A 24,750-nucleotide genomic window follows, 5' to 3' on the forward strand; every position below is an offset into this window, starting at 1 on the left:
ACCGAATGCCATGATCGAAGCCGCTAACCGTCTGCTCGCCAAACTCTCTCCCGCGCGCGAGCCGTATCCCGGCCTGACGAAGGCCAAGCGCCAGTTTCGCAAGTCCCGCGCCAAGTTCTACAGTGACTTTGCCGACGCCATTGAAGACGGCGCGAACCCGTTCGAACTGTTCTCACGCCGCTATGCGCGGGCGAAGGAGCGTCGCAATCCGATGGCGCCGTTGTACGCCGTGTGGCGCGACCGGGCCAGTTCGAAGAACCTGCAAAAGTCGTGGGCAGGCACGATTCCGGAGGAGGACCTCGTCGTGATCGCAGCGGGAGAGAAGGGCGATTTGCCCGGCACGTTGCGCTTTCTTGCGCGCGTCGTCACGCTCCAGCAGCAAACGCGTGCGGTCATTGCGGGCGCGGTGGCGTTGCCGATCTTCATGTCGGTACTGCTCGCGGCGATTCAGTTGGGCGTGGCCTACGGCATGATGCCGATCATGACGGAGATCATGCCGCCGGAGAAATTCCCGCTGGTTGGCGCGGGCCTCTATGCGATGTCCAGCTTTGTCGCGAACTGGTGGCCGCTCCTCTACGGCCTGCCGTTCGCGCTCGTCATGCTGATGTCCTATTCGTTCAGTCGGTGGACGGGGCCGCTGCGTCGCCGCTTCGACAACTTCGGCCCCTACGCCGTGTATCGCGACGTACGTGCAGGCGAGTTTCTCGTGGCGCTCGCTGCGCTCACGAGTGCGAAGACGTCCGTGTTCGACGCCGTGTCGTTGTTGCTGACAAGGGCATCGCCTTGGTTGCGGTGGCATCTGCTGCGCATGCGGGCGTCACTCAAGAGCGAGCGCAGCATGATCAAGGCGATGGATACGGGCATTTTCAACGAGGAGGTGTTCGATCGGCTTGTCGAGTACTCGGGGCGGACCAACTTCGACGCGGGCATTCGCAAGATCGGGTTGATGACCATCGAAGAGGTCGCGGAACGCATCAAGGCCCGCTCGGCCACGTTACGCTCCGTGCTTCTCGCGCTCGTCGGCCTGACGATCATCTTCACCGTCGGCGGCATGTTGCAGATCGGCCATGCGGCGGGCGAGTACGCCCAATCGATGTTCTGACGATGGTTTCTCTTTTCGAATTCCTGTGGCGCGAGTTTCGGGCGCTGCCGCGTGAAGCGGTCGCCACGGCGATGGCCGTACTGGGGCTGTTTGTGGGCAGCTTCCTCAATGTCGTCGTGTGCAGGCTGCCGCGCATGCTGGAGACGCAGTGGGCGGGCGAAGTCGCCGTGTGGTCTGGACGGATTCCGCCAGTGACGCCGGTCTTCAATCTCGCATGGCCGCCGTCGCGCTGCCCGCATTGCGAGTCGCGCATTGCGGCGCGTCATAACTTCCCGGTCTTCAGCTACCTGTGGCTGCGCGGGCGATGCGCCGCCTGTGGCGCGCGGATTGCGCTGCGTTATCCCCTCGTAGAACTCGCTGTCGGCGCGCTGTTCGCCGCAATGGCGTGGACGTTCGTGCCATCGAAGCAATACGCCGCGATGCTCGCGTGGTGCGGCTTCGGTGCGACGTCGCTGGCGCTCGCGCTCATCGACATCGATACACGATTGTTGCCGGATTTACTTACGCTGCCGTTGCTATGGGCGGGACTGTTATGCAGCGTGATGGGCGTAACGCTGCCCGTCGACGAAGCGGTGTTGGGGGCCGCGCTCGGGTACGTCGTGATGTGGACGATCGCATCGGCGTACCGCGCGCTGACGCACGACGATGGCCTCGGCGGCGGCGACGCCAAGCTCGTCGCCGCCTGTGGTGCATGGCTCGGATGGATCGGCGTGCCGCTGACGCTCGCCTTCGGCGCAATGGCGGCAACGCTGGCGTTCGCCGCCTATGGGCTGGTGCGCGGCCGCGCGCTGCGCGAGCCGATGCCGTTCGGCCCGTGGCTCGTGCTTGGCGCGTTGGCGAGCGCGCTGTGGGGCGAGCGGTTCCTAGACCTGTGGCTGCGCACGAGCGGCTAACGGCGTCGAGGCGGTCATCGTTTCGACGCTGGATACGCCGTCGAGCGACGGATCGGGACCGGAACCCGCTCGCACACCGACGGTCTCTCCTGCGCTCTGATTCGATGCCCGCGCACTCGCCAGCATCATGTCCGCAGCCTTCTCCCCGATCATCATCGACGGGGCGTTGGTGTTGCCGCCGATGAGCGTCGGCATGATGGACGCATCCACCACACGCAATCCTTCCACGCCGCGCACCCGCAATTCCGTGTCGACGACTGACGCCGCATCGCTGCCCATCCGGCAAGTGCCGACCGGGTGATAGATGGTGTCGGCACGCGCACGGATCAACGCCGTCAGCGCTTCGTCCGATTCCACGCCACGGCTGTGCAGTTCTTCGCCACCGAACTTTGCGAGCGACGGCGCCGCGAGAATGCGCCGAATCACGCGCGCCCCGCGCAGCAGCGTGTCGACGTCTTCCTGTGCTTGCAGAAACGCCGGGTCGATGTGCGGCGCGTCGCGCATGTCGGCGGACGCCAGCGTGACGCGTCCGCGACTCTTCGGCCGAAGCACGCAAGCATGCAACGACAGTCCGCGCCGCAGATGCAGACGCCGGTTGTGGTTGTCGCAAATGCCCACGAGAAAGTGCATCTGCAAATCGGGCCGCACGAGCGACGGATCGCTTTTCAGAAAGCCACCGGCTTCCGCCACGTTGCTCGCGAACAGACCGCGCCGGTCGCGCAGGTATTCCATCCCTTGCGTGAGCAGATGCCACAGCCCCGCCGGTGTGTAGCCGACGAGATCGCGATGCGCGATGTATTTGTTGACGATGAAGTCGATGTGATCCTGCAAGTTTTCACCGACGCCGGGGGCGTCCACCCGCACGTCCAGACCATGCGCGCGAAGTTGATCGGCCGGGCCGATGCCCGAGCACATCAACAACTGCGGCGAGTTGAACGCGCCTGCGCTCAGCACGACTTCGGCGCGCGCATGAATCGTCTGCACAGTGCCTTGCCGTTGAAGCTTGATACCGGTCGCGCGCTTGCCGTCGAACACGATGCGCTGCACCAGCGCGTCGGTGATCACGTGCAGGTTGTTGCGCGTTTTGCCGTGCAGATAAGCACGCGCTGCGTTCCATCGCTGACCGTCTTTCTGCGTCACCTGATAGATGCCAGCGCCTTCGTAATGCTCGCCGTTGAAGTCGTCGCTGACGGGGAATCCCGCTTCGCGCGCGGCGTCGACATAGTGTTGGGAGAACGGATTGACGGTGCGCAGATCGGCGACGTTGAGCGGGCCGTCCGCGCCATGCCATGCGTTCGCGCCACGCTCGTTGTTTTCGTTACGACGGAAGTACGGCAGCACGTCGTCCCACGCCCAGCCGGTGCAGCCCGCTTGCGCCCAGTCGTTGTAGTCGTCCGGATGCCCGCGCGTGTAGATCATCGCGTTGATCGAGCTGGAGCCGCCGAGACCGCGTCCGCGCGGCTGATAACCCTGACGTCCCGCCAATCCCGCCTGCGGTGTGGTGCGATAGCCATAGTTGCGACGCGATGCGAACGGCACGAGTGCTGCGAGGCCGAGCGGCAGACGCACGAGAAAGCTGTTATCCGGCGGACCGGCTTCGACGAGTGCGATGGTGCGATCCGGCAACCCGTCCGCCAGACGCGCCGCGAGTGCGCAACCGGCCGAACCGCCGCCGACAATGACGTAGTCATAGTCCATGCTGTCATCCTCCCTTGGATGGCACTGCTTCAACTTTGTTGTTGAATGCGTTCGCTGCTTCTTGTGCTGCTCGTTTTTATGATGCTTGCGATGCCTATGTCTCTCGCCGCCCGCGTCGATCTCTGAAGCGTCTCGTCGACGTCACTTTGCGGCGGCACTCATTGTAGGCAGACAATGCGTGTGCCCGGGGGTGAAGTGAAGCATTCCTCTAATTTGTGCGAGCACGAGAACGTAGCCGCTATGATGAAATGATCGACTTGAAGTGACCGTCCCATGTAAGGCATTCGGGATGACGCGCAAGGGAGACATGGATGACTGAAGCCTGGCAGACGCACGACGTCACCAATCAGGTGCCGCCGCTCACGGACTACAACCTCTACGCGACGGATGCCGCACTGCAAGCCGCTGTGGCGGCGTTCGACGCGCACTGGCACGCGAAGGAATTGCATCGTCAGGGCGCACGTGTGGGCGAGGCGGAAGTGCAGCAATGGGCACAGGACGCCAATCACCACGAACCGGAACTGGAATCCTTCGATTCGCAAGGCAATCGCATCGACCGCGTCGCGTTTCATCCGGCGTGGCATTCGCTCATGGGGCTTTTGCGCGGTGCACAACTGCAATCGCTGCCGTGGGCGCATCCGCGCGGTGGGGTGATGGCGGCACGCACGGCGTCGTACTTTCTGCACGCGCAGAACGAAGCCGGTTCGCTGTGTCCCACGACGATGACGTTTGCGAGCATCCCGGTGCTGGCGAAGGAACCGGCGCTCTTCGCCACGATCAAGGACAAACTGCTCGCGCCGCAGCACGATCCACGCGACGTGCCGCTCGCGCAGAAGCACACCATGCTCGTCGGCATGGGGATGACGGAGAAACAGGGTGGCTCCGACGTCCGCACGAACACCACCGTCGCGACCGAAGTAGGCAATGGCGAATTCTCGCTCGTTGGACACAAGTGGTTCTTCTCCGCACCGCAGTGCGACGCGCATCTGGTGCTCGCGCGCGATAGCGACAGCGACGCGTTGTCGTGCTTCTTCGTGCCGCGCTACCGACCCGACGGCCGCAAGAATGCAGTGCAGATTCAGCGTCTCAAGGACAAGCTCGGCAATCGCTCGAACGCGAGCAGCGAAGTGGAATTTCAGGGCGCGTACGGCACGCGTGTGGGCGCGCCGGGACGCGGTGTTCCCACGATTATCGAGATGGCGACTTACACGCGGCTCGACTGCGTGATCGGCAGCGCGGCGATGATGCGCACGGGCGTCGTGCAGGCGATTCATCATGCGCGACATCGCACGGCCTTCGGCGCGAAACTCGTCGACCAGGATCTGATGACGGCGGTGCTCGCCGATCTCGCGCTGGAGTCGGAGGCGGCGACGTGGCTGGCGATGCGGCTCGCGCGTGCGTTCGATGCGAGCCTGTCGGACGACGACTCGCCCGTCGAACGTGCATGGCGACGCATCGTGCTGCCCGCCGCGAAGTTCTGGGTGTGCAAGCGTGCGCTCGAACTGGCAGGCGAATGCATGGAAGTGTGGGGCGGCAACGGGTATGTCGAGACGGGGCCGCTGGCGCGTCTGTATCGCGAAGCGCCCGTCAATTCGATTTGGGAAGGCTCGGGCAACGTGATGTGTCTGGATGTGCTGCGCGCCATGAGCCGCGAGCCGGACGTCGCGCAAAGCTGGTTTCAGTGGCTCGGCGAACGCGTCGGATCGCACGCGACGCTGCGTGCCGCGCTCGCGCAGTTGCACGGCTGGCTCGCCGCCGATCCCGCGTCGCACGCGGTGCGCGCGCGTGCCACCGCGCAACAGATCGTGTTGCTTTCACAAGCGGCGTTGCTGCTGGAGCATGCGCCGTCCGAGCTGGCGCATGGGTTCGTTGAGAGCCGATTCGCGAATGCAGGCGGACGTGTCTATGGCGTGATGCCGGACACGATTCCTGTCGGTGTGCAACGCGCGTGGCTCGACAGGGCGTTTCTTGCATAAGGCATGACGTAAGACACGAAGCATCGACTTCATATAACGACAACATATCGACGACATCGGCCGGGGCGCTCACGCATCGGCAGTCGCAGGGAGGAGGAACGGCATGGGACACAAGGACGAGATGGGCGGGGGCGGGCTGCACGAAGCCGCGACATTGCAGACGTCGCATGACGACGATCTGGCGCGCGCATTGCTGTTGCCACGCTTCGACGCGATGCGCCACGCGCACGATGCCTCCCCGCACGTCGACTGGTCGACCCGCAAACGTCATCTGACGGCGCTGATGGGCATGTTGCACAAGTATCGCGCACCCTTCGCGAAGGCCATCGATGAGGACTTCGGCGGGCGGTCGCAAGAAGAGACCGACATGCTCGAATTGTTTCCCTCGCTGGGCAACCTGAAGCATGCGCTGTCCCACACGCGTCGCTGGATGCGCGGCTCGTCGGGTTGGGCAAACCTCTGGCTGCTACCTGCGCGGCGCGCCATCGTCCCCCAGCCGCTGGGTGTGGTCGGTGTGATCGTGCCGTGGAACTACCCGCTGTTTCTCGCTATCGGTCCACTCACGGATGCGCTGGCTGCAGGCAACCGCGTGATGATCAAAGTCTCGGAAGTCACGCCGCGTTTCGCCGACGTGTTCGCGTCCGCCATCGCCGACACATTCCCGCCGGAATGGGTGACGGTCGTGACGGGCGACGCGCAGGTCGCACGCGCTTTCTCGTCGCTACCGTTCGATCATCTGCTGTTCACCGGGGCGACGTCGATTGGCCACCACGTGATGCGCGCGGCGAGCGAGCATCTCACGCCAGTGACGCTGGAACTCGGCGGTAAGTCGCCCGCGATCATCGGGCCGGGCGCGCGCTGGGAACACGCGGTGGAACGCATCATGCTCGGCAAGCTGCTCAATGCGGGGCAGACGTGCGTCGCCCCTGACTACGTGCTGGTGCCGCGCGAAAAGCTCGATACGTTTGTGGCGACGGCGCGACAGGTGGCGTCGCGCCTCTACCCGGATGCCGTGAACAACCCGCAGTACACGAGCATCGTGTCGGCGCGTCACTTCGAGCGCTTGTCCGGGCTGGCAGGCGAGGCGGCCGCGCAGGGCGCGACGTCCCACGCCTTGTTCGACGCACCGGCGCAGGTGGCGCGCAGACGTTTGCCGCCGGTCGTGCTGACGGGCGTGCATGACGGCATGCGCGTGATGCGTGAGGAGATCTTCGGGCCGCTGCTGCCGGTGGTGCCCTATGACGATCTGGACGCCGCAATTGCGTACGTGAACGAGCGTCCGCGTCCGCTCGCGCTGTACATGTTCGACACTGACAATGCGCGCATCGATCAGGTGGTGGACGGCACCATCTCCGGCGGTGTGACGATCAACGACACGCTGCTGCACGTGGCCGAGCACTCGTTGCCGTTCAGCGGCGTGGGGCCGTCCGGCATGGGCGGCTATCACGGTGAGGCGGGCTTTCGCACCTTCTCGAAGGAGAAGCCGATCTTCCGTCAGGCACGCTGGAATGGCGGCGGTCTGCTCAATCCGCCGTACGGCAAGCGGTTCGCCGCGATGATGAAGCTGCTGCTGCGCTGAGCGCCAGGTACTTCGTCACAGACCCAAAACAAAACCCCCGCCGGTTTGACCCGGGCGGGGGTTTTGTCTGACTGACGCCGGTCGAAACCGGCGTTCGCCGTGAAGCGATTTAGCCGAATCAGGCCACAGCGCGCAGACCGGCGTCGGCCAGCAGGGCGTCGGCACGATCCGTGGCTTCCCACGAGAATTCCGGCTCTTCACGGCCGAAGTGGCCGTAAGCGGCGGTCTTCTCGTAGATCGGACGCAGCAGGTCGAGCATCTGGATGATGCCCTTCGGACGCAGGTCGAAGTGCTTCTCGACCAGCTCGGCGATGCGCTGATCGCTGATCTTGCCCGTGCCGAAGGTGTTGACCATGACCGACGTCGGACGCGCCACGCCGATGGCGTACGAGACCTGAATCACGCACTTCGAGGCCAGACCGGCGGCCACGATGTTCTTCGCGACGTAACGGCCAGCGTAGGCTGCCGAACGGTCGACCTTCGACGGATCCTTGCCCGAGAACGCGCCGCCACCGTGCGGTGCAGCACCGCCGTACGTGTCGACGATGATCTTGCGGCCCGTGAGGCCGGCATCGCCTTGCGGGCCACCGATCACGAAACGGCCGGTCGGGTTCACCAGGAACTTGATGTCGCCCTTGATCAGGTCGGCCGGCAGCACCGGCTTGATCACTTCTTCGATGACAGCTTCGCGCAGCGCTTCCAGCGCGATGTCCGGCGCGTGTTGCGTCGAGAGCACCACCGTGTCGATGCTGTGCGGACGGCCGTTTTCGTACTTGATGGTGACCTGGGACTTGGCGTCCGGACGCAGCCAGGGCAGACGACCGTCACGGCGCACTTGCGACTGGCGCTCGACCAGACGGTGCGACAGGTAGATCGGCAGCGGCATGAGTTCCGGCGTTTCGTCGCAGGCGTAGCCGAACATCAGGCCCTGGTCGCCCGCACCCTGATCGAGGTTGTCGTCGTGTGCGCGGTCCACGCCCTGAGCGATGTCCGGCGACTGGCGGTCGTAGGCGACCAGCACGGCGCAGCCCTTGTAGTCGATGCCGTAGTCGGTGTTGTCGTAACCGATGCGACGGATCGTTTCGCGTGCGACTTGCTGATAGTCGACCGTAGCGGTCGTGGTGATTTCACCGGCGAGCACGACGAGACCCGTGTTGCAAAGCGTTTCCGCAGCAACGCGCGCGTACTTGTCTTGCGTCAGGATGGCATCGAGAACGGCATCCGAGATCTGGTCGGCGACCTTGTCCGGGTGACCTTCGGAGACGGATTCGGAGGTAAAGAGATAGTCGTTCGCCACTTGTGGCTCCTCTAACGTATTTGGCGACTCACGTTGCCGTCATCGGAGGAGAAGCGGCGACGCTTTAGCGGAAAGTTGGTCGAATGGGCTGCCTATGTATGGTGGCTCACTCGAATCGCCCCGCAAGTTGTCAGTTAACTCGGCGATGTCGCTTATTATACGCCCCTGAAGAAATCCTGCTTGCGACATGGCTACCACTCCCAAGAAATCCCTCGGGTACTACCTGAGCGTGGGTCTGCTGCGCGGACTCAACCTGCTGCCCTATAGCTGGGTCGCGCGCTTTGGCGCGGGCATCGGCCATGTGCTGTACTCGATTCCCAGCTCCCGGAAGCGGGTGGTGCACACCAATCTGCGCCTGTGTTTCCCCCACTGGGACGACGCCACCCGTGAGCGCGTGGCCCGGGCGTCCTTCGTCCACGCGATCCGGAGCTACGCCGAGCGCAGCTTTCAGTGGTTCGGCAGCGGCAAGAAGCTCGAACGGCTGATCGAACTGGATTCGGCCGTCGATCTGCTCGCCCCGGACATGCCCCCCACGATCCTGCTCGGTTTCCACTTTGTGGGGATCGAGGCCGCGTCCGTGTTCATCAACTACTCGCTGCACCGGCCCTGCGCCTCGCTCTACACGCCGATGTCGAACCCGGCGTTCGACGCGATGGCCCGTGAGCAACGCGGCCGTTTCGACGCCGAGATGATCCCGCGTGGCGACAGCGCGCGCGACGTGCTGCGTATGTTCCGCAAGAAAAAGCCGGTGATGCTGGCCGCCGATATGGACTACGGCGCGCGGAATTCCACGTTCGTGCCGTTCTTCGGGGTCGAGACTTGCACGTTGACGTCGGTGTCGCGACTGGCGGAAGTCGGCCGCGCACAGATTCTGCCGTTCATCGGCGAAGTGCTGCCTAACTTCAAGGGCTACCGTCTGAAAGTGTTCCCGATCTGGGAGAACTACCCCAGCGGCGACCCGGACGCCGACGCACGCCGCATGAATGCCTTCCTCGAAGAGCAGATTCTGAAGATGCCGGAGCAGTACTACTGGGTCCACAAGCGTTTCAAGACGCGCCCCGAGGGGCAGCCGAGCGTCTATTGACCGGCACCGGATGCGCGTCGACCTTCTCCACTACAATAGCGGCATGAAGCTCAAATTCACCAAGATGCAAGGCGCCGGGAACGACTTCGTCGTGATCGACGGCATCTCGCAGACCATCGATTTCACGCCCGAACAGTGGCGTGCGCTCGCCGACCGCCACTTTGGCGTCGGCGCGGACCAGTTGCTGCTCGTCGAGCGCGCGACCATGCCGGGCGTGGACTTCCGCTATCGCATCTTCAACGCCGACGGCGGCGAGGTCGAGCATTGCGGCAACGGCGCGCGCTGCTTCGTCAAGTTTGTGCGCGACACCGGCCTGACCGACAAGCAGACGGTGCGGGTCGAGGTGCAGCAGGGCGTGATTACGCTCACGATGCGTGAAGACGGTCAGGTCAGTGTGGATATGGGCGCACCGATTCTCACGCCGTCCGACGTGCCGTTCGACGCCGCCGGTCTGGAAGGCCGCCGCGAGGGCGACGACACGCTCTGGCCGCTCGACGTCGCAGGCAAGACGACCTGGATTTCCGTGGTCTCGATGGGCAATCCGCACGCCGTGCAGGTGGTGGATAACGTCGACACCGCGCCGGTCGAGACGGACGGCCCGCTGGTCGAGCGCCACCCGCGCTTCCCGCGCCGGGTGAACGCCGGTTTCCTGCAAGTGGTGAGTCAGCACGAAGCGCGGCTGCGCGTGTACGAGCGCGGCGCGGGCGAAACGCTGGCCTGCGGCACGGGCGCGTGTGCGGCGGCAGTGGCGGGCATCCGTCGCGGGCTGCTCAAGGCACCTGTCGCCATCGAGACGCACGGCGGCACGCTCACCATCGACTGGGACGGCGCAAGCGGTCCGGTCATCATGACGGGACCGGCTGCCACGGTCTTCGAAGGGACGATCGAAGTCTGACGTCTTCGGCGTCAGGGCAGGCAGCATGGCATTGGTTTCAGACGGATTCTGATTTAGCGACCCAGGCGGCCGCCCGTCACCCTTGTGTTCGGAGCAACGAAGACAAGGCACGACAGGCGGCAGTTGACGAACAGCAGACGGACATTCATGAACGACCGAGATATTGCGGAATACCTGATTGCGCATCCCGACTTCTTCGAGCGCCATGCCGAATTGCTGGCAGGCGTGCGGCTCACCAGCCCGCACGGCCAGCGGGCGGTGTCGTTGCAGGAGCGTCAGATCGAGATGCAGCGCGAGAAGACCAAGCAGATCGAGCGACGCCTCGCCGAACTGATGCGCTACGGCCACGAAAACGACGATATCTCGGGCAAGCTGCACCGCTGGACCCTCGGTCTGCTCGGCGAGCGTGACCCGCATGCGCTGCCCGAGGCGATTGCCCGTGGCCTGCGCGACGTCTTCAATGTGCCGTTCGCGGCCGTGCGTCTGTGGAACGTGGCCGCGCCGTATCAACCGGCCGAGTTCGCCCGCAGCGTCAGCGAGGAAGTGAAGATTTTCGCGACGAGCCTGGTCACGCCGTACTGCGGCGCGAACACCGGCTTCGAAGCGGTGACATGGCTGGGTGCGCCGAGCGATCCCGCCTCGGTCGCACTGCTCGCGTTGCGCGACCCGCAAGTGACCGACGGCCCGGTCTTCGGCCTGCTCGTCATGGGCTCGGAAGACGCGCGCCGCTTCCACGAAGGCATGGCGACCGATTTCCTCACGCAGATCGGCGAACTGGCCGGTGCTGCCCTCGGCAAGCTGCGCGCCGACGACTGAGATGCGCTCGGGAGCTTCGGCTGGCAAGGGGAAGGGGACGAGCAGGGCGGCGAGCAATGCGTCGCCTCAGTCGTCCGCTGACGCATCTCCTGAGCCGCCACTTGAGCCGGGCATCCGCACCTATCTGACGTCGCTGTCCAGCGAGCGCAAGCTCGCGGCGCTCACCCTGGAAAACTACACGCGTGACCTGCGTCAGTTGCAGCGTCTCGCGAGCGGCCGTGCACTCGAATCGCTGCAACACGGCGACATCCGCCGCTTCGTGATGAAGCTGCATAGCGAGGGACTCGTCGGCCGCTCGATTGCCCGCAAGCTCTCCGCCTGGCGCGGCTACTTCGCGTGGCTCGCCCAACGCACCGCGCTCGCCGCGAATCCCGTCGAAGGCGTACGCGCACCCAAACAACCCAAACCGTTGCCCAAGGCACTGTCGCCCGATCAGGCGTCGGCGCTCGTCGAGTTCGCGACGGGCACGTCAGCCGAGGCCGTGCGCAACCGGGCGATGTTTGAACTGCTCTATTCGTCGGGCCTGCGTCTGTCGGAGCTGACGGGGCTCGATCATCGTTACGTCGAGGCCGACGGCTACCGCTCTGCGAGCTGGCTGGATCTGTCAGAGCGCGAGGTCGTCGTGACGGGGAAGGGCAACAAGCGGCGTCGCGTGCCGGTGGGCGAGAAGGCGGCGCAGGCGTTGGCGCAATGGCTGGAGATGCGTGCGCCGCTGGCATCGGCCGAGCCGCACGCCCTGTTCCTGTCGGCGCGCGGCAAGCGCATCGGGGCGCGCGCGGTGCAGCAGGGGCTGGAGCGTCACGCGCTGGCTGCCGGACTGCCCACGCACGTGCATCCGCACATGTTGCGTCACTCGTTCGCGACGCATGTGCTCCAATCGTCCGGCGATCTTCGGGCCGTGCAGGAAATGCTCGGCCACAGCAATATTTCGACGACGCAGATCTACACGAAGCTCGATTTCCAGCACCTCGCCAAGGTCTACGATCAGGCGCATCCGCGCTCACGTAAGAAGCCCTGATCCTTGCCATCGTGTCGGCTCCGATGTCGCACCGGGCAGACGAGGCGCTTTACGGCGTGCGCGCCGAGTCGGTGTAGAATCGCGTCCTTCCCCAGCAAGTCCCGCACGTTGTGCGTTGTGCCGTCCGTGCGCCGGATGCCTCCCGCGTGTGGCCGATCCCGATCCGGCCCGCCTGCCGTGCCGCGAGACTTGCCCGTCACCCCGAATGCAACCGTTGGTCCGTCCCGCATGAATACCTTGACCCTCAAGCCCGGCAAAGAAAAGTCCTTGCTGCGCCGTCACCCCTGGATTTACGCCACCGCCGTGGCGCGTGTGGACGGCAATCCGGCCTCCGGTGCCACGGTCGTGGTGCGGGCCGCAGACGGCCGTTTCCTCGCGCGCGCCGCGTTCAGCCCGGTCTCGGCCATCCGCGCCCGCGTGTGGACGTTCAACGAAAACGAGCCGGTCGATCACGCATTCTTCAAGCGTCGCGTGTCGGCGGCACTGGCGTACCGCGAAGAGATGGTGCACGACACGGGCGCGACGCGTCTGCTCTTCGGCGAGGCCGACGGCCTGCCGGGCCTGATCGTCGACCGTTATCAGTCCGCGCCGGGCCAGCCGGAGACCGATCAGCTCGTCTGCCAGTTCATGGCGGCGGGTGTCGAAGCCTGGAAGGACGCCATTACCAAGGCGCTCGTGGGGGCGACCGGCTGCGCGAACGTCTATGAGCGTTCCGACGCGGCGGTGCGCGAGCGCGAAGGGCTGCCGAGCATCACCGGCGTGCTGGCCGGGGCCGAGCCGCCCGAAGCCCCCGAGTCGCTGACGACCCATGAAAACGGCGTGAAGTATTACGTCGACGTGCGTAACGGTCACAAGACCGGCTTCTACGTCGACCAGCGCGACAACCGTCGGCTCGTTCAGCAACAGGCCAAGGGCCGTGACGTGCTGAACTGCTTCTGCTACACCGGCGGCTTCTCGCTGGCGGCACTCGCAGGTGGCGCGCAGAGCGTGCTGTCGATCGATTCGTCGGGTGAGGCGCTGGCGATTGGCGCGCGCAACGTCGAACTGAACGGTTTCGACGCCGCCCGTGCCGAGTGGCGCGATGCGGACGTCTTCAAGACGCTGCGTGCGTTGCGCGAAGAAGGCCGTACGTTCGACATGATCGTGCTCGACCCGCCGAAGTTCGCACCGTCGGCCCATCACGTGGACCGCGCTGCGCGTGCGTATAAGGACATCAACATGGCGGGCTTCCGTCTGCTGCGTCCGGGCGGTCAGTTGCTCACCTACTCATGCTCGGGCGCGATCGATGCCGATCTGTTCCAGAAGATCGTGGCCGGTGCGGCCGTCGATGCCGGTGTCGACGCGCGTATCCTGCGTCGCCTGTCGGCTGGCATGGATCACCCGATGCTCACGCAATTCCCCGAAGGCGAATACCTCAAGGGACTTTGGTTGCAACGTATGTAAGTGCTTGCTTTTGCGAGGTGGACCATCCGACGGGCATCAGCCCAGCGTCAGACCGACCACACCCAAGGCGATCAGTACGGCACCGCCCACGCGGCGGTGCATCTCTCCCTCTCCCAGCACCCGCACGCCGAGCAGCGCGGCGACCATCATCGACATCTCCCGCGCCGGGGCGACGTGCGAGACGGGCGCGTATTTGAGCGCCGTCAGGATCAGGAAGTAGGACATCGGCGAGATCGTGGAAATGATCAGGATCTTGCGCCAGTTGGCCTGCCACAGCACCGCGATGCGGGCCGGACGGGCGAAGGCCGTCGGCGCGGACAACACGACCCGCAGCACGTTTTCCAGGTAGTAGTAGACGAGCGGTGCGAGCATCAGGGTGCGGATGGCGTAAGCATCCGCCAGCGTATACGCCGCAATGAATCCGCCCGTCAGCACGCCCCAGCCTGCGCCCGCGTGCATGCTGCCGCGCCGGAACAGGCGTTCGCCACCGGCGATCACGAGCACGCCACACACGACCAGCCCGATGCCCACGAGCGCCAGCCAGCCCGGGCGTTCGCCCAGCAACACGATGGCGCCGATGGACGACAGCAACGGGCCGGTGCCGCGTGCGAGCGGGTAGACGACCGAGAGATCGCCCACACGGTAGCCGCGCTGCAAGACCAGGGTGTAGCCGTAATGCAACAGGGCGCTGACGGTGATGACCCCCCAGCCGAGCGCTGACGGCCAACTGGCTTGTCCCGCGAGGAAATACAACGCCAGCGGCGTGTAGATCACGACCGTCAGCAGGGCGTAGAGGAAGACCAACTGCGGGCCACCGCCTTCGCGCGTATCGATGCGCTTGGCGACGAAATTCCAGGTGGCATGCAGAAACGCGGCGGTGACGACGAGGGCGAGGGCGGTGAGCGACATGACGAAGGGTGTTTTTTGTGTCAATTGTATGACGCATTGCCCGTTTACTTCCCGTCACGTCGACCCAATCTCATCCTATTCGTCGGCTAATATCCCGCCTTTCCCACGTGGAATTGGGCAACAGCGGGGCTGTTTGGACCAATTTGCAACTCGGTTGCAGCGCTGACGGCGCTGTGCTTAAATCGATTCATGAGCCTTACTCAATTACAACCGTATCTGGAAGCTGCCCGTGCGAGCTTGCAGGAGCAATCGGGCCGCGTGACTTCGGGGCGTGTGCGTGTGCTGGCCTTGCTGCTCAAGGCAGGCCGCCCGCTCACTCATCAGGAAGTGCTGGCCGATCTGGCCACCGACGCCGATCCGCTCGACCGCGTGACGGCCTACCGCGTCCTCGACTGGCTGGTCGCGCAGGGCTGGGCGATCAAGCAGGCGGGCGACGACCGAATCTTCCGCTTCGTCATGGCCGAGCACGTCGATCCCGAGCGTGCGAGCGCGCCGCGTCCGCATACGCAGCACGGTCATTTCCGCTGTGTACGCTGCCATCGAACTTTTTGTCTTGACGATTGGCCCCAGCATCCCCAATTGAGTGAGCGCGAACTCAAGCGCCTGCCCAAGGGTTTCGTGGGCGAACAGGTCGAGCTGCTGATTCATGGCACCTGCGCCCAATGCGCGGGCGCCACCAACTGACACGGCACACGCCGCCGCCGGCGCATTCCGAAGCGTCGCATCATCACAGGACATTGCATTCATGACTCCCGTCACCATCCTGACCGGCTTTCTCGGCAGCGGTAAAACCACGCTGCTCAAGCGCATCCTGACCGAAGCGCACGGCATGAAGATCGCCGTCATCGAAAACGAATTCGGTGAAGAGAACATCGACAACGACATCCTCGTGCAGGAAAACGCCGAGCAGATCGTGCAGATGAGCAATGGCTGCATCTGCTGCACGATCCGTGGCGACCTGGTGCAGGCGCTGTCCGATCTGAACAGCCAGCGCGACGCCGGTTCGATCCAGTTCGACCGCGTGGTCATCGAGACGACCGGCCTGGCGAACCCCGGCCCGGTGGCGCAGACCTTCTTCATCGACGACGAAGTGGCCGACACCTACCGTCTGGACGCCATCATCACGCTGGTCGACGCCAAGCACGGCCAGCAGCAGCTCGATCAGCACGAAGTGGTGCAGCGTCAGGTGGGGTTCGCCGACCGTCTGTTCATCACCAAGGCCGATCTGGTGACGCCGGACGCCGTCGACGACCTGAAGCACCGTCTCGCGCACATGAATCCCCGTGCGCCGCAGCAGGTGGTGGACTTCGGTCAGGCCGATCTGAAGCAGATCTTCGACATCCACGGTTTCAACCTGAACGACAAGCTCGACATCGATCCGGACTTCCTGGCCGCCGACGAGCATGCGCACGATCACGGCCATGACCACGACCACGATCATTCGCACTGCGACCATGACCATGGGAAGTGCGACCACGAAGGCCACGAGCACGGGCACGCTCACCACCACCATCACGCGCATCACGACGACGCCATCAAGTCGTTCGTCTTCCGCAGCGAAAAACAATTCGATCCGGCCAAGCTGGAGGATTTCCTCGGGAGCATCCTACAGGTGTACGGCGAACGCTTATTGCGTTATAAAGGCGTATTAAACATGCGCGGTATCGACCGCCGGGTCGTGTTCCAGGGCGTTCACCAGATGATGGGTAGCGACGTGGGCACGAAGTGGCAACCTGGCGAGACGCCGAACACCAAGATGGTGTTCATTGGCGCGGAACTGCCGAAAGACATCATCCTGCAAGGGCTGGAACGCTGTCTGGTCTGAGCGGAATCGCCGAATCCGATGACGGGAAAGCCCTTAATCGGGACTGTCGAACGATTCGGTTACAATACCTGCCCACTGGGACCGCCGCCAGCGAATCGACGCGGCATTCCGGGGGGTAGGCAGGGGAGCACCGTCATGGCCACCGCCTCTCGCAAGACTGCCACCGCACGCCCCACGCGCCGGTCTGAACCGGTGCCGGAAGCGGGCGCCAAGCGTGCTCCAGCAGGCAAATCGAAGACGGGCGACGAGGCCGCCGCCAAGAAGGCGCCGCCCAAATCGTCCGGCAGGAAAGTAACCCAAGAAGCCGCCCGCGGCATTGCCGGTAAGCAAGACGTGCCACCCGCTACAGGGGCATCGCCGGATCATCCGAAAGAGACGCCACAGAAACCCATGAGCAAGCAACGACTTTTGACCGAGGCCGAAATTCTGAAGATGTCCGACAAGGACTACATGAATGCGGCTCAACTCGAATTCTTCAAGAATCGTCTGGAAGAGCTGCAAGCCGAAATTCTGCGTAACGCCGGGCAGACGACCGAGAACCTGCGGGAAACCGTGGTGGTTCCGGATCCGGCCGACCGCGCGACCATCGAAGAGGAACACGCGCTCGAGCTGCGCACTCGCGATCGCGAACGCAAGCTGCTGAAGAAGGTCCAGCAGTCGCTCGCCCGCATCGATTCCGGCGATTATGGCTGGTGCGAAGAAACCGGTGAGCCGATCGGCGTGCCGCGTCTGCTCGCCCGCCCGACGGCAACGCTGTCGCTCGAAGCACAAGAGCGTCGCGAACTGCGTCAAAAGCTGTTCGGCGACTGATCGTCGGCCAGCCGGCCCCCGGCAACCGCGCGGTGGCGGTGCCCGGTGGCCTGAATCGATCAAAGGCATGTCTTCGCGACATGCCTTTTTTCTTTCGCGGCCGTCGTCCCCCAGCCGCTATCCGTCATAAGGCTCGCGGGGGACGTCACTTTATGGCAGAATTGCAACTCAGTTGCAATTCATGTCACTCATGCCGTCCATCGACTCCGACTCTCGCCCGTGGCGTGCGCGAACGCGCATGCGCGTTGGTCGTGGCCGCAGCGGATGGATCGTCTGGCTCATCACCGCACTGCTCTGCGTGCAGATGTGGGGCCTGCAACATGAGATTGCACACGCGCGCGAATTGTCCGGCATCGGGCAACACACGTCCGGGCGTAGCGGCGCACTCGCGGCAACGAGCGCGGCCGATACCTCCAACGTTGTCGCCGATGACGACGACGGCGACACCGCAGACGACGCCGTCGCTGCCGACTGGTCCGTGCAATCGGCGCGCACGACGCACACCAGTTTCGGCACCCACCACCATCATTGCCATCTCTTCGAAGGGGCGACGCTCGCGGCTGCGATGGCCGTGGCGGTCCTCCAATGGGCAGGCGACGCCGACCCGACGCACGCCCCGTTGCAGGTCAACGGACGAAGCCATGCGAGCGCCGTCGTTCTGCCGTTTGACTCCCGCGCTCCGCCCGTCTTGGTCTGAATCTCCGCGCATAGCCTTGTGAATCGTTGACCCTTCGTCTGAGACGTGCGGTCGGCGCATTCGCATTGCCTTCGCGCACATCTGACGAATTCCCACCTGCACGCACGCCGATCTGCGCCGCCAGACGGTTGCCGCACGTCCATTCGTCTCGATGCTGCGCCGATACACGGGCCCCCGGCCCCATCAGACCGAATACAAGCACAAGACCGACATGGCCATCTCTTCCCTTCGCGTCGCGCGTCAACGCGCGACGACCTCGCTCGCCCTGACTTCAGAAGTGGCATCCGCGGCACTCCGCCGCACGCCGTCCCGACTCGCTCCGCTGCCGCTGGCGGCGGCGCTCGCCTTTAGCGCCTTCGCGATCACCAGCCTGTCCGTGCAGGCAGCGGAAGCGTCGACGGACGCTCCGGCAGTCGCCGCAGCACCGTCCACCCCCCCGGCCGCGCCGGAAGCTGCGTTGCCCGTCACGTTCGTCACGGGCAACCCGCTGGGTCGCGCCGCCGCTGATCTCGCCGCCCCGCTCACGGAACTCGACGGTCGCGCGCTGGCACTGCGCCGCGCCTCCACGCTGGGCGAGACGCTGGACGGCCTGCCCGGTGTGTCGGCCACGTCGTACGGCCCGAACGTCAACCGCCCGATCATTCGCGGACTCGACGGCGACCGCATTCGCGTGTTGCAAAACGGCACGGCCTCGCTCGATGCCTCGTCGCTCTCCTACGATCACGCCGTGGCGCAGGACCCGCTCTCCATCGAGCGCGTGGAAATCGTGCGCGGCCCGGCGGCGCTGCTCTATGGCGGCAACGCCGTCGGCGGTGTGGTCAATACCATCGACAACCGCATTCCCCGCGAAGCACTCAACGGCATTTCCGGCGCGACCGACTTCAACTACGGCGGTGCGAACCGCGAGCGCGCAGGTGCCGCACAGCTCGAATTCGGCAACGGCCAGTTCGCATTCCACGTCGACGGCTTTGCGCGCAAGAGCGCCGACCTGCGTATTCCCGGCTTCGCCCGTTCGGCGCAGCAACGCGCACGCGACGACGAAGACACGAAGCAACCGTCAGGCACTTTGCCCAATAGCGACGGCCAGACCAGCGGCGCGGCTGCGGGGGCTTCCTGGACGTGGGCCAACGGCTACGCCGGGCTGTCCTACTCCGGTTACGACTCCGATTACGGCACCGTCGCCGAAGAGAACACGCGCATTCGTCTGCGCCAGCAACGTCTCGCACTCGCAAGTGAGGTGCGTAACCTGAGCGGCCCGTTCACGGCGTTCAAGTTCGACTTCGGCTACACCGACTACGAACACAAGGAAATCGAGAACGGTGTGACGGGTACGACGTTCAAGAACCACGGCTACGAAGGACGCATCGAAGCGCGTCACGCGAAGATCGGACCGCTCGAAGGCGCGGTTGGTGTGCAGTTCTCGCAGAACACGTTCTCCGCGCTCGGCGAAGAAGCGTTTGTGCCGAAGAGCGACACCACCAACGTGGCGCTGTTCGCGCTCGAAGAGTGGGCCGTCAATCAGGCCGTGAAGCTTTCGTTCGGCGCGCGCATCGAGCATTCCAGCGTGAAGCCGAGTTCGGGCGGCAACGAGCGCTTCGAGAACCTGCCATCGCGTAACTTCACGCCGGGCAGCGTCTCGGCAGGCGCGGTGTTCGCGCTGGCACCGGCATGGTCGGTGGCGGTGAACACCTCATACACCGAGCGCGCACCGACGTTCTACGAGCTGTACGCGAACGGCCCGCACCTCGCGACCGGCGTGTACGAGATCGGCAACGCGCAGGCGAAGATGGAAAAGGCCTTCTCGACCGATCTGGCGCTGCGCTACGAGAACGGCCCCAACAAGGGCAGCGTGGGCGTGTTCTACAGCCGCTTCTCGAACTTCAACGCGCTGAACAACACGGGGCAGACGGTGGAAGGCGAAGAGAAGCCGCTGCCGGTGTATCAGTACGCCGGGGTGCCTGCCGACCTCTACGGCTTCGAAGCGCAGGGCCGTGCGCGCGTGTGGCAGGGCTACGGCGATGTCGACGTCGAACTGCGCGGCGACTACACCATCGGCCGCAATCGCGACACTGGCGAACCGCTGCCGCGTATCGCGCCGTTGCGTCTGACGGCGGCGGTGATCTATGGACTGGGCCACTGGGGCGCACGTTTGGAAGTGGTGCACGCGAGTAATCAGGGACGTGTCCCGTCCAACGATCTGACGACGAACGGCTACACCACGCTGGGCGCTGCACTCACGTATCAGTTCAAGGCGGGCGGTGCGCAGTGGCTGGCTTATCTGAAGGGCGAGAACCTGACCAATCAGGAAGTGCGTCTCGCGAGTTCGGTGCTGCGCGACATTGCGCCGCAGGGCGGCCGTGCCGTTCGCGTGGGGTTGCGCACAACGTTCTAAGCGGCGTGACGCGCTGAGCGTTCCGCAAAATCGAGGCAATTTCCGAGAAATTGTTTCGTAGCTCCCAATTCGTGCGGTGTAACGCCGCGCGAATGTCACGATCCATGCCGCTTCGCGCGGCATCGGCCTGTGGTCGACGGCACGTCTTGCGCGATGCCGTCGACGCCTCTTGATATTCTTTCGATTGCCCTAAACTACAGTCACGTCTCGCCCGGCAGGGCGCGTCGTCACCGATCCGACCGCAGTTCAAGGGCTGTTCGGCGGTGATGGACGCGACGTCCGGGCCAATCGTTACGGGGCGCATGTCGCCCCCCGAAAAGGAACAGGCATGGAGCAATATCACGGCACCACCATCGTCTCCGTTCGGCGCGGCGATCAGGTCGCGCTTGGCGGTGACGGACAGGTCACGCTCGGCAACATCGTGATGAAGGGGACGGCGCGCAAGGTTCGCACGATCTATGACGGCAAGGTCATGGTCGGTTTTGCGGGCGCCACCGCAGACGCGTTCTCGCTGCTCGATCGTTTCGAGGCGAAGCTCCAGAAGCATCAGGGGCACCTCACGCGCTCGGCCGTCGAACTCGCGAAGGACTGGCGTACCGATCGTATGCTGCGCCGCCTCGAAGCGATGATGATCGTCGCCGACGCGGAAACGACGCTGGTCATCACCGGTAACGGCGATGTGCTCGATCCGGAGGGCGGTGTGGCGGCCATCGGTTCGGGCGGCTCGTACGCACAGGCGGCAGCACGCGCGCTGGTCGAGAATACCGATCTGACGCCGGCCGAGATCGTCAAGAAGGCGCTGACGATCGCGGGCGAAATGTGCATCTACACCAACGACAATCACATCATCGAATCGCTGCCGCCCAAGGCAGCGAAGTAACGACGGACGACGTACGTGCCGCAGCAGGTGGACTCCTGCGGCACGCTCTGCCGGCCGGTGGCTGATCGGGGTATCGACAGCCGTCCGGCCGGGCGTCGCCCTCCTTGCGAACCCCTAATCTGGCGAACGTCATGACCCATATGACCCCCTCCGAGATCGTTTCGGAACTCGACAAACACATCATCGGCCAGCACAAGGCCAAGAAGGCTGTTGCGGTGGCGTTGCGCAACCGCTGGCGTCGTCAGCAGGTGGCCGATCCTCTGCGTCAGGAAATCACGCCGAAGAACATTCTGATGATCGGACCGACGGGCGTCGGCAAGACCGAAATCGCCCGCCGTCTGGCCAAACTCGCCGACGCGCCGTTCATCAAGGTCGAAGCCACCAAGTTCACCGAAGTCGGCTATGTGGGCCGCGACGTGGACAGCATCGTGCGCGACCTCGCGGAAATCGCGATCAAGCAAACGCGCGAAGCGGAAATGAAGAAGGTGCGCACCAAGGCCGAAGATCGCGCCGAGGACCGCATTCTCGATCTGCTGTTGCCGACGGGCCGCGAATCGTCGCGCGATATTCGTTTCGGTTCGGCGTCGGTGGAAGCGGAGCCGGGCGGCGAAGATAACGCCACGCGTCAGACTTTCCGCAAGCGTCTGCGCGAAGGTGCGCTCGACGACAAGGAAATCGAACTCGAAGTCGAGATCCCGGTGCAGGGCATGGAAATCATGGGTCCGCCGGGCATGGAAGAAATGACCGAGCAGATTAAGGGCATGTTCGCGAATCTGGGTAACCAGAAGAAGAAGCGTCAGAAGCTCAAGATCAAGGACGCGCTCAAGATCCTGACCGACGAAGAAGCATCGAAGATGCTCAATGACGAAGAGGTCAAGCAACTGGCGCTGCGCAACGTCGAGCAGAACGGCATTGTGTTCCTCGACGAGATCGACAAGATCGCCACGCGTAGTGAAGTGGGTGGCGGCGACGTCTCGCGTCAGGGCGTGCAGCGCGATCTGCTGCCGCTGGTCGAAGGCACGACCGTGAGCACGAAGTTCGGCATGATCAAGACGGACCACATTCTGTTCATTGCGAGCGGTGCGTTCCATCTGGCCAAGCCGAGCGATCTGATTCCGGAACTGCAAGGCCGCTTCCCGATTCGCGTCGAACTCGAATCGCTGTCGGTCGAAGACTTCGAAGCGATTCTCACGCAGACCGACGCGAGCCTCGTGAAGCAGTATCAGGCGTTGCTGGCGACCGAAGACGTGACGCTCGAATTCGCACCGGACGGCATCAAGCGTCTCGCGGAGATTGCGTTCTCGGTCAACGAGAAGACGGAGAACATCGGCGCACGCCGTCTGTACACCGTCATCGAAAAGTTGCTCGAAGACATTTCGTACAGCGCAGGCAAGCAGTCCAACCAAGTGGTCACGATCAACACCGAGTACGTGAACCGCTTCCTGGAAGAGGTGGCGCAGAACGAAGATCTGTCGCGCTACGTGCTGTAAGCGTCGTTATCGCTGCACCATGAAAAAAGGCCCCTCGGGGCCTTTTTTCTTTTCTGTGGCTGGCTTACTGCTTGACCGGTCGCTTGAGCAGTTTGCGCTGCAGCGTGCGTCGGTGCATGTTCAGCGCGCGGGCGGTCGCCGAGATGTTGCCGTTGTGCTCGGCGAGCACGCGCTGAATGTGTTCCCACTCCAGTCGCGCGACCGACAGCGGCGACGGGTTTTCGATGGCTTCGTCCGCCTGCGTTTCGCTCGCGTCGCTGCGCAGCGAGGCAAGGATCGTGTCGGCATTCGCTGGCTTGGCCAGATAGTTGTCTGCACCGTCCTTCACGGCTTGCACGGCGGTGGCGATGCTCGCGTAACCGGTCAGCACCAGCATGCGGGCTTTCGGTTGCAGCGCGCGCAGCGGCGCGATGAGCGGCAGGCCGGAATCGTGGCCGAGATGCAGGTCGACCGAGATGAGATCGAACTGACGCGTGCGGGCCGCGAGCAAGGCGGCGGCGCTGTCGGCAGCGATCTGCACGTCGTAGCCGCGACGCGTCAGTGCACGCGCGAGCGTTTCGGCGAAAACGACATCGTCGTCGATAAGAAGGAAGTGGGAGGCGTTCATGTCTGACTCCGCGAACCGAAGAAGAAAGTGGCCATCGGCAGGCGCAATTCGGCGCGCGTGCCTTGCGGCATGTTGGGGGTGAGGGTGATGTCGCCGCCGAGACGTTGCGCGCTGGCAAAGGCGAGATACAGCCCCATGCCGTGTCCGCCGTGCGTGCTCATGACGGGCGAGTTGCCCAGCCGGGTGCGCAGCTCGGCGGTCATGCCGGGGCCTTCGTCGCAAACGGTGAAGCGTACGTCGTCGGGCGTGGCGGCCACGTCGAGCGTGACCGACGACGGACTGAAGTACGCCGCGTTATCGAGCAGGATCGTCAGGATCTGCCCGACCTGCACGGTGTCTTCGATGCGCGTGGTCAATTCCGGCGGCACGTGCAGCTGAAATTGCACCTGCGGATGACGCAAGCGCCACTGCGTAGTGAACGCGGGCAACCATTCCGCCATCGCCTGACGCACGGGGGCTGCCGCGCGCATCTGCACATGGCCGATCGCGCTCTTGCACAGCGCGATCTGTTGCTCCAGCGTTTGCAGATCGGGTTCGAACGACTTGAGCGCGTCGTTGCCCAGACTCTCGCTGCGAAGCTCGCCGACGACCACGGCCATCGTCGAGAGCGGCGTGCCGAGCTCGTGTGCGACGCTCGCAGCCTGCGCACCGAGCGCGGCCATCCGTTCGTCGCGCAACAGACGCTGTTCGGCGCGGGCGAGTTGCGCGTCGCGGGCGCGCAGGGCGCGCGACATGCGCGAGACGAACCACGCGATCACCAGCACGCTGACCACGAAGTTCACCCACATCCCGGCAAGATGCAGACGTAGCAGGTTGCCGGGATCGGCGAGATCGAGCGGCACATACTGGAAGTTCAGCGCGCCGTAGGCGACGAGCGAGAGCAGCGCCAGTTGCGACGCATTGCGCCACGGCAGCACGGCAGCGGCAATGGCCAGGCCGGGCAGGAACAGCGAGACGAAGGGGTTGGTCGCGCCGCCGGAGAAGAACAGCAGCGCTGTGAGCGCGGCCAGATCGACCAGCAACTGGCTCATCAGATCGAGATCGGTGCGACGCTTGGCGCGTTCGACACCGCGTCGGGCACGTATCCACGTGAGCACGTTGAACAGCACTTCGAGCGCGACGATGGTAAGCATCGGCTCCAGCGGAAGCCGCACGCCTAACCAGAGTTGCGCGACGCCGATGGTCGCCAACTGGCCGACGATGGCCAGACAGCGCAGCCAGAAAAGCTGGACGACGTTCGTTCGCTCGATGGGAAAATGAGTCATACGACAAGTGTACCAAGTCCGGGTCACGCGCCATCCGGCGTTGCGGGGCGCTGCGACACTCTGCCGCATCGGTC

21 protein-coding genes are annotated in these 24,750 nt (G+C 64.4%); 16 read left to right on the forward strand and 5 right to left on the reverse strand.

What is annotated here, in order from left to right:
* The first annotated feature begins 10 nt into the window (after positions 1–10).
* Positions 11–1,102, forward strand: coding sequence for a hypothetical protein (locus tag ACIQWO_RS11015; RefSeq protein WP_402823186.1), 1,092 nt, complete (start codon positions 11–13; stop codon positions 1,100–1,102).
* A 2-nt stretch (positions 1,103–1,104) separates the two neighbouring features.
* A complete protein-coding gene (locus ACIQWO_RS11020; RefSeq protein WP_402823189.1) occupies positions 1,105–1,995 on the forward strand; it encodes a prepilin peptidase in 891 nt (296 codons plus the stop codon).
* Here ACIQWO_RS11020 and ACIQWO_RS11025 read toward each other — a convergent pair.
* Positions 1,966–3,693, reverse strand: a complete 1,728-nt coding sequence (locus tag ACIQWO_RS11025; RefSeq protein ID WP_402823192.1) for a GMC family oxidoreductase — start codon at positions 3,691–3,693, stop codon at positions 1,966–1,968. The two genes, ACIQWO_RS11020 and ACIQWO_RS11025, sit on opposite strands and share 30 nt — an antisense overlap.
* Before the next feature lie 311 nt (positions 3,694–4,004).
* Here ACIQWO_RS11025 and ACIQWO_RS11030 point away from each other — a divergent pair, with 311 nt between their 5' ends.
* Together ACIQWO_RS11030 and ACIQWO_RS11035 are read left to right on the forward strand one after the other, a co-directional pair.
* On the forward strand, positions 4,005–5,669 hold the full coding sequence (locus ACIQWO_RS11030) for an isovaleryl-CoA dehydrogenase (protein ID WP_402823195.1): 1,665 nt from the start codon (positions 4,005–4,007) through the stop codon (positions 5,667–5,669).
* Positions 5,670–5,883: 214 nt separating this feature from the next.
* Positions 5,884–7,248 carry a coniferyl aldehyde dehydrogenase gene (locus tag ACIQWO_RS11035; protein ID WP_402823927.1) on the forward strand — a complete coding sequence of 455 codons (1,365 nt, stop codon included), beginning with the start codon at positions 5,884–5,886 and terminating at the stop codon, positions 7,246–7,248.
* Positions 7,249–7,366: 118 nt separating this feature from the next.
* On the opposite strand, the gene metK is transcribed toward ACIQWO_RS11035, so the two are convergent.
* A complete protein-coding gene (metK, locus tag ACIQWO_RS11040) occupies positions 7,367–8,545 on the reverse strand; it encodes a methionine adenosyltransferase (RefSeq protein WP_150575112.1) in 1,179 nt (392 codons plus the stop codon).
* Between the two features lie 187 nt (positions 8,546–8,732).
* On the opposite strand from metK, the gene ACIQWO_RS11045 reads away from it, so the two are divergent.
* From ACIQWO_RS11045 to ACIQWO_RS11065, 5 genes are all read left to right on the forward strand, one after another.
* Complete coding sequence (locus ACIQWO_RS11045; protein ID WP_402823199.1) at positions 8,733–9,629, forward strand: lipid A biosynthesis lauroyl acyltransferase; 897 nt, start codon at positions 8,733–8,735, stop codon at positions 9,627–9,629.
* 43 nt (positions 9,630–9,672) lie between these two features.
* The gene (gene dapF / locus ACIQWO_RS11050; protein ID WP_402823202.1) at positions 9,673–10,524 is read left to right on the forward strand and encodes a diaminopimelate epimerase; all 852 of its coding nucleotides are present in this window, start codon (positions 9,673–9,675) and stop codon (positions 10,522–10,524) included.
* 147 nt (positions 10,525–10,671) lie between these two features.
* Positions 10,672–11,340: a DUF484 family protein gene (locus ACIQWO_RS11055; RefSeq protein WP_039394754.1), complete on the forward strand. Its 669-nt coding sequence runs from the start codon at positions 10,672–10,674 to the stop codon at positions 11,338–11,340.
* Position 11,341: 1 nt separating this feature from the next.
* A complete protein-coding gene (gene xerC / locus ACIQWO_RS11060) occupies positions 11,342–12,358 on the forward strand; it encodes a tyrosine recombinase XerC (RefSeq protein WP_402823205.1) in 1,017 nt (338 codons plus the stop codon).
* 228 nt (positions 12,359–12,586) lie between these two features.
* Positions 12,587–13,801 carry a class I SAM-dependent rRNA methyltransferase gene (locus ACIQWO_RS11065; protein ID WP_402823208.1) on the forward strand — a complete coding sequence of 405 codons (1,215 nt, stop codon included), beginning with the start codon at positions 12,587–12,589 and terminating at the stop codon, positions 13,799–13,801.
* 36 nt (positions 13,802–13,837) lie between these two features.
* On the opposite strand, the gene ACIQWO_RS11070 is transcribed toward ACIQWO_RS11065, so the two are convergent.
* A complete protein-coding gene (locus ACIQWO_RS11070) occupies positions 13,838–14,710 on the reverse strand; it encodes a DMT family transporter (RefSeq protein WP_402823211.1) in 873 nt (290 codons plus the stop codon).
* 189 nt (positions 14,711–14,899) lie between these two features.
* Here ACIQWO_RS11070 and ACIQWO_RS11075 point away from each other — a divergent pair, with 189 nt between their 5' ends.
* The 7 genes from ACIQWO_RS11075 (at position 14,900) to hslU (ending at position 22,804) form a co-directional block, all read left to right on the forward strand.
* Entirely contained in the window at positions 14,900–15,394 is a 495-nt protein-coding gene (locus ACIQWO_RS11075) for a Fur family transcriptional regulator (protein WP_046290399.1), read from the forward strand.
* Positions 15,395–15,455: 61 nt separating this feature from the next.
* A complete protein-coding gene (locus ACIQWO_RS11080; RefSeq protein ID WP_402823215.1) occupies positions 15,456–16,535 on the forward strand; it encodes a CobW family GTP-binding protein in 1,080 nt (359 codons plus the stop codon).
* Between the two features lie 390 nt (positions 16,536–16,925).
* Entirely contained in the window at positions 16,926–17,345 is a 420-nt protein-coding gene (gene dksA, locus ACIQWO_RS11085) for an RNA polymerase-binding protein DksA (protein ID WP_039401961.1), read from the forward strand.
* 238 nt (positions 17,346–17,583) lie between these two features.
* Entirely contained in the window at positions 17,584–18,042 is a 459-nt protein-coding gene (locus tag ACIQWO_RS11090) for a hypothetical protein (RefSeq protein WP_402823218.1), read from the forward strand.
* Positions 18,043–18,253: 211 nt separating this feature from the next.
* A complete protein-coding gene (locus tag ACIQWO_RS11095; protein ID WP_402823221.1) occupies positions 18,254–20,434 on the forward strand; it encodes a TonB-dependent receptor in 2,181 nt (726 codons plus the stop codon).
* Positions 20,435–20,762: 328 nt separating this feature from the next.
* A complete protein-coding gene (hslV, locus tag ACIQWO_RS11100) occupies positions 20,763–21,314 on the forward strand; it encodes an ATP-dependent protease subunit HslV (protein ID WP_039394773.1) in 552 nt (183 codons plus the stop codon).
* A 131-nt stretch (positions 21,315–21,445) separates the two neighbouring features.
* Positions 21,446–22,804 (forward strand): ATP-dependent protease ATPase subunit HslU, encoded by a 1,359-nt coding sequence (gene hslU / locus ACIQWO_RS11105; protein WP_402823224.1) that lies wholly within the window; start codon positions 21,446–21,448, stop codon positions 22,802–22,804.
* 64 nt (positions 22,805–22,868) lie between these two features.
* On the opposite strand, the gene ACIQWO_RS11110 is transcribed toward hslU, so the two are convergent.
* Both ACIQWO_RS11110 and ACIQWO_RS11115 read right to left on the reverse strand, forming a co-directional pair.
* Positions 22,869–23,411 (reverse strand): response regulator transcription factor, encoded by a 543-nt coding sequence (locus ACIQWO_RS11110; protein WP_039394779.1) that lies wholly within the window; start codon positions 23,409–23,411, stop codon positions 22,869–22,871.
* The gene (locus ACIQWO_RS11115) at positions 23,408–24,676 is read right to left on the reverse strand and encodes an ATP-binding protein (protein ID WP_402823228.1); all 1,269 of its coding nucleotides are present in this window, start codon (positions 24,674–24,676) and stop codon (positions 23,408–23,410) included. The genes ACIQWO_RS11110 and ACIQWO_RS11115 overlap by 4 nt, the downstream gene beginning before the upstream one ends.
* Positions 24,677–24,750: the final 74 nt, after the last annotated feature.

Origin of the sequence: Pandoraea sp. NPDC090278 (genome assembly GCF_044772185.1) — a bacterium.
Lineage (GTDB): Bacteria > Pseudomonadota > Gammaproteobacteria > Burkholderiales > Burkholderiaceae > Pandoraea.

Coding starts and splice junctions, on each gene's coding strand:
- ACIQWO_RS11015 (WP_402823186.1), top strand. CDS start 11: ATGATCGAAGCCGCTAACCGTCTGCTCGCCAAACTCTCTCCCGCGCGC.
- ACIQWO_RS11020 (WP_402823189.1), top strand. CDS start 1,105: ATGGTTTCTCTTTTCGAATTCCTGTGGCGCGAGTTTCGGGCGCTGCCG.
- ACIQWO_RS11025 (WP_402823192.1), bottom strand. CDS start 3,693: ATGGACTATGACTACGTCATTGTCGGCGGCGGTTCGGCCGGTTGCGCA.
- ACIQWO_RS11030 (WP_402823195.1), top strand. CDS start 4,005: ATGACTGAAGCCTGGCAGACGCACGACGTCACCAATCAGGTGCCGCCG.
- ACIQWO_RS11035 (WP_402823927.1), top strand. CDS start 5,884: ATGCGCCACGCGCACGATGCCTCCCCGCACGTCGACTGGTCGACCCGC.
- ACIQWO_RS11045 (WP_402823199.1), top strand. CDS start 8,733: ATGGCTACCACTCCCAAGAAATCCCTCGGGTACTACCTGAGCGTGGGT.
- dapF (WP_402823202.1), top strand. CDS start 9,673: ATGAAGCTCAAATTCACCAAGATGCAAGGCGCCGGGAACGACTTCGTC.
- ACIQWO_RS11055 (WP_039394754.1), top strand. CDS start 10,672: ATGAACGACCGAGATATTGCGGAATACCTGATTGCGCATCCCGACTTC.
- xerC (WP_402823205.1), top strand. CDS start 11,342: ATGCGCTCGGGAGCTTCGGCTGGCAAGGGGAAGGGGACGAGCAGGGCG.
- ACIQWO_RS11065 (WP_402823208.1), top strand. CDS start 12,587: ATGAATACCTTGACCCTCAAGCCCGGCAAAGAAAAGTCCTTGCTGCGC.
- ACIQWO_RS11070 (WP_402823211.1), bottom strand. CDS start 14,710: ATGTCGCTCACCGCCCTCGCCCTCGTCGTCACCGCCGCGTTTCTGCAT.
- ACIQWO_RS11075 (WP_046290399.1), top strand. CDS start 14,900: ATGAGCCTTACTCAATTACAACCGTATCTGGAAGCTGCCCGTGCGAGC.
- ACIQWO_RS11080 (WP_402823215.1), top strand. CDS start 15,456: ATGACTCCCGTCACCATCCTGACCGGCTTTCTCGGCAGCGGTAAAACC.
- dksA (WP_039401961.1), top strand. CDS start 16,926: ATGAGCAAGCAACGACTTTTGACCGAGGCCGAAATTCTGAAGATGTCC.
- ACIQWO_RS11090 (WP_402823218.1), top strand. CDS start 17,584: ATGCGCGTTGGTCGTGGCCGCAGCGGATGGATCGTCTGGCTCATCACC.
- ACIQWO_RS11095 (WP_402823221.1), top strand. CDS start 18,254: ATGGCCATCTCTTCCCTTCGCGTCGCGCGTCAACGCGCGACGACCTCG.
- hslV (WP_039394773.1), top strand. CDS start 20,763: ATGGAGCAATATCACGGCACCACCATCGTCTCCGTTCGGCGCGGCGAT.
- hslU (WP_402823224.1), top strand. CDS start 21,446: ATGACCCATATGACCCCCTCCGAGATCGTTTCGGAACTCGACAAACAC.
- ACIQWO_RS11110 (WP_039394779.1), bottom strand. CDS start 23,411: ATGAACGCCTCCCACTTCCTTCTTATCGACGACGATGTCGTTTTCGCC.
- ACIQWO_RS11115 (WP_402823228.1), bottom strand. CDS start 24,676: ATGACTCATTTTCCCATCGAGCGAACGAACGTCGTCCAGCTTTTCTGG.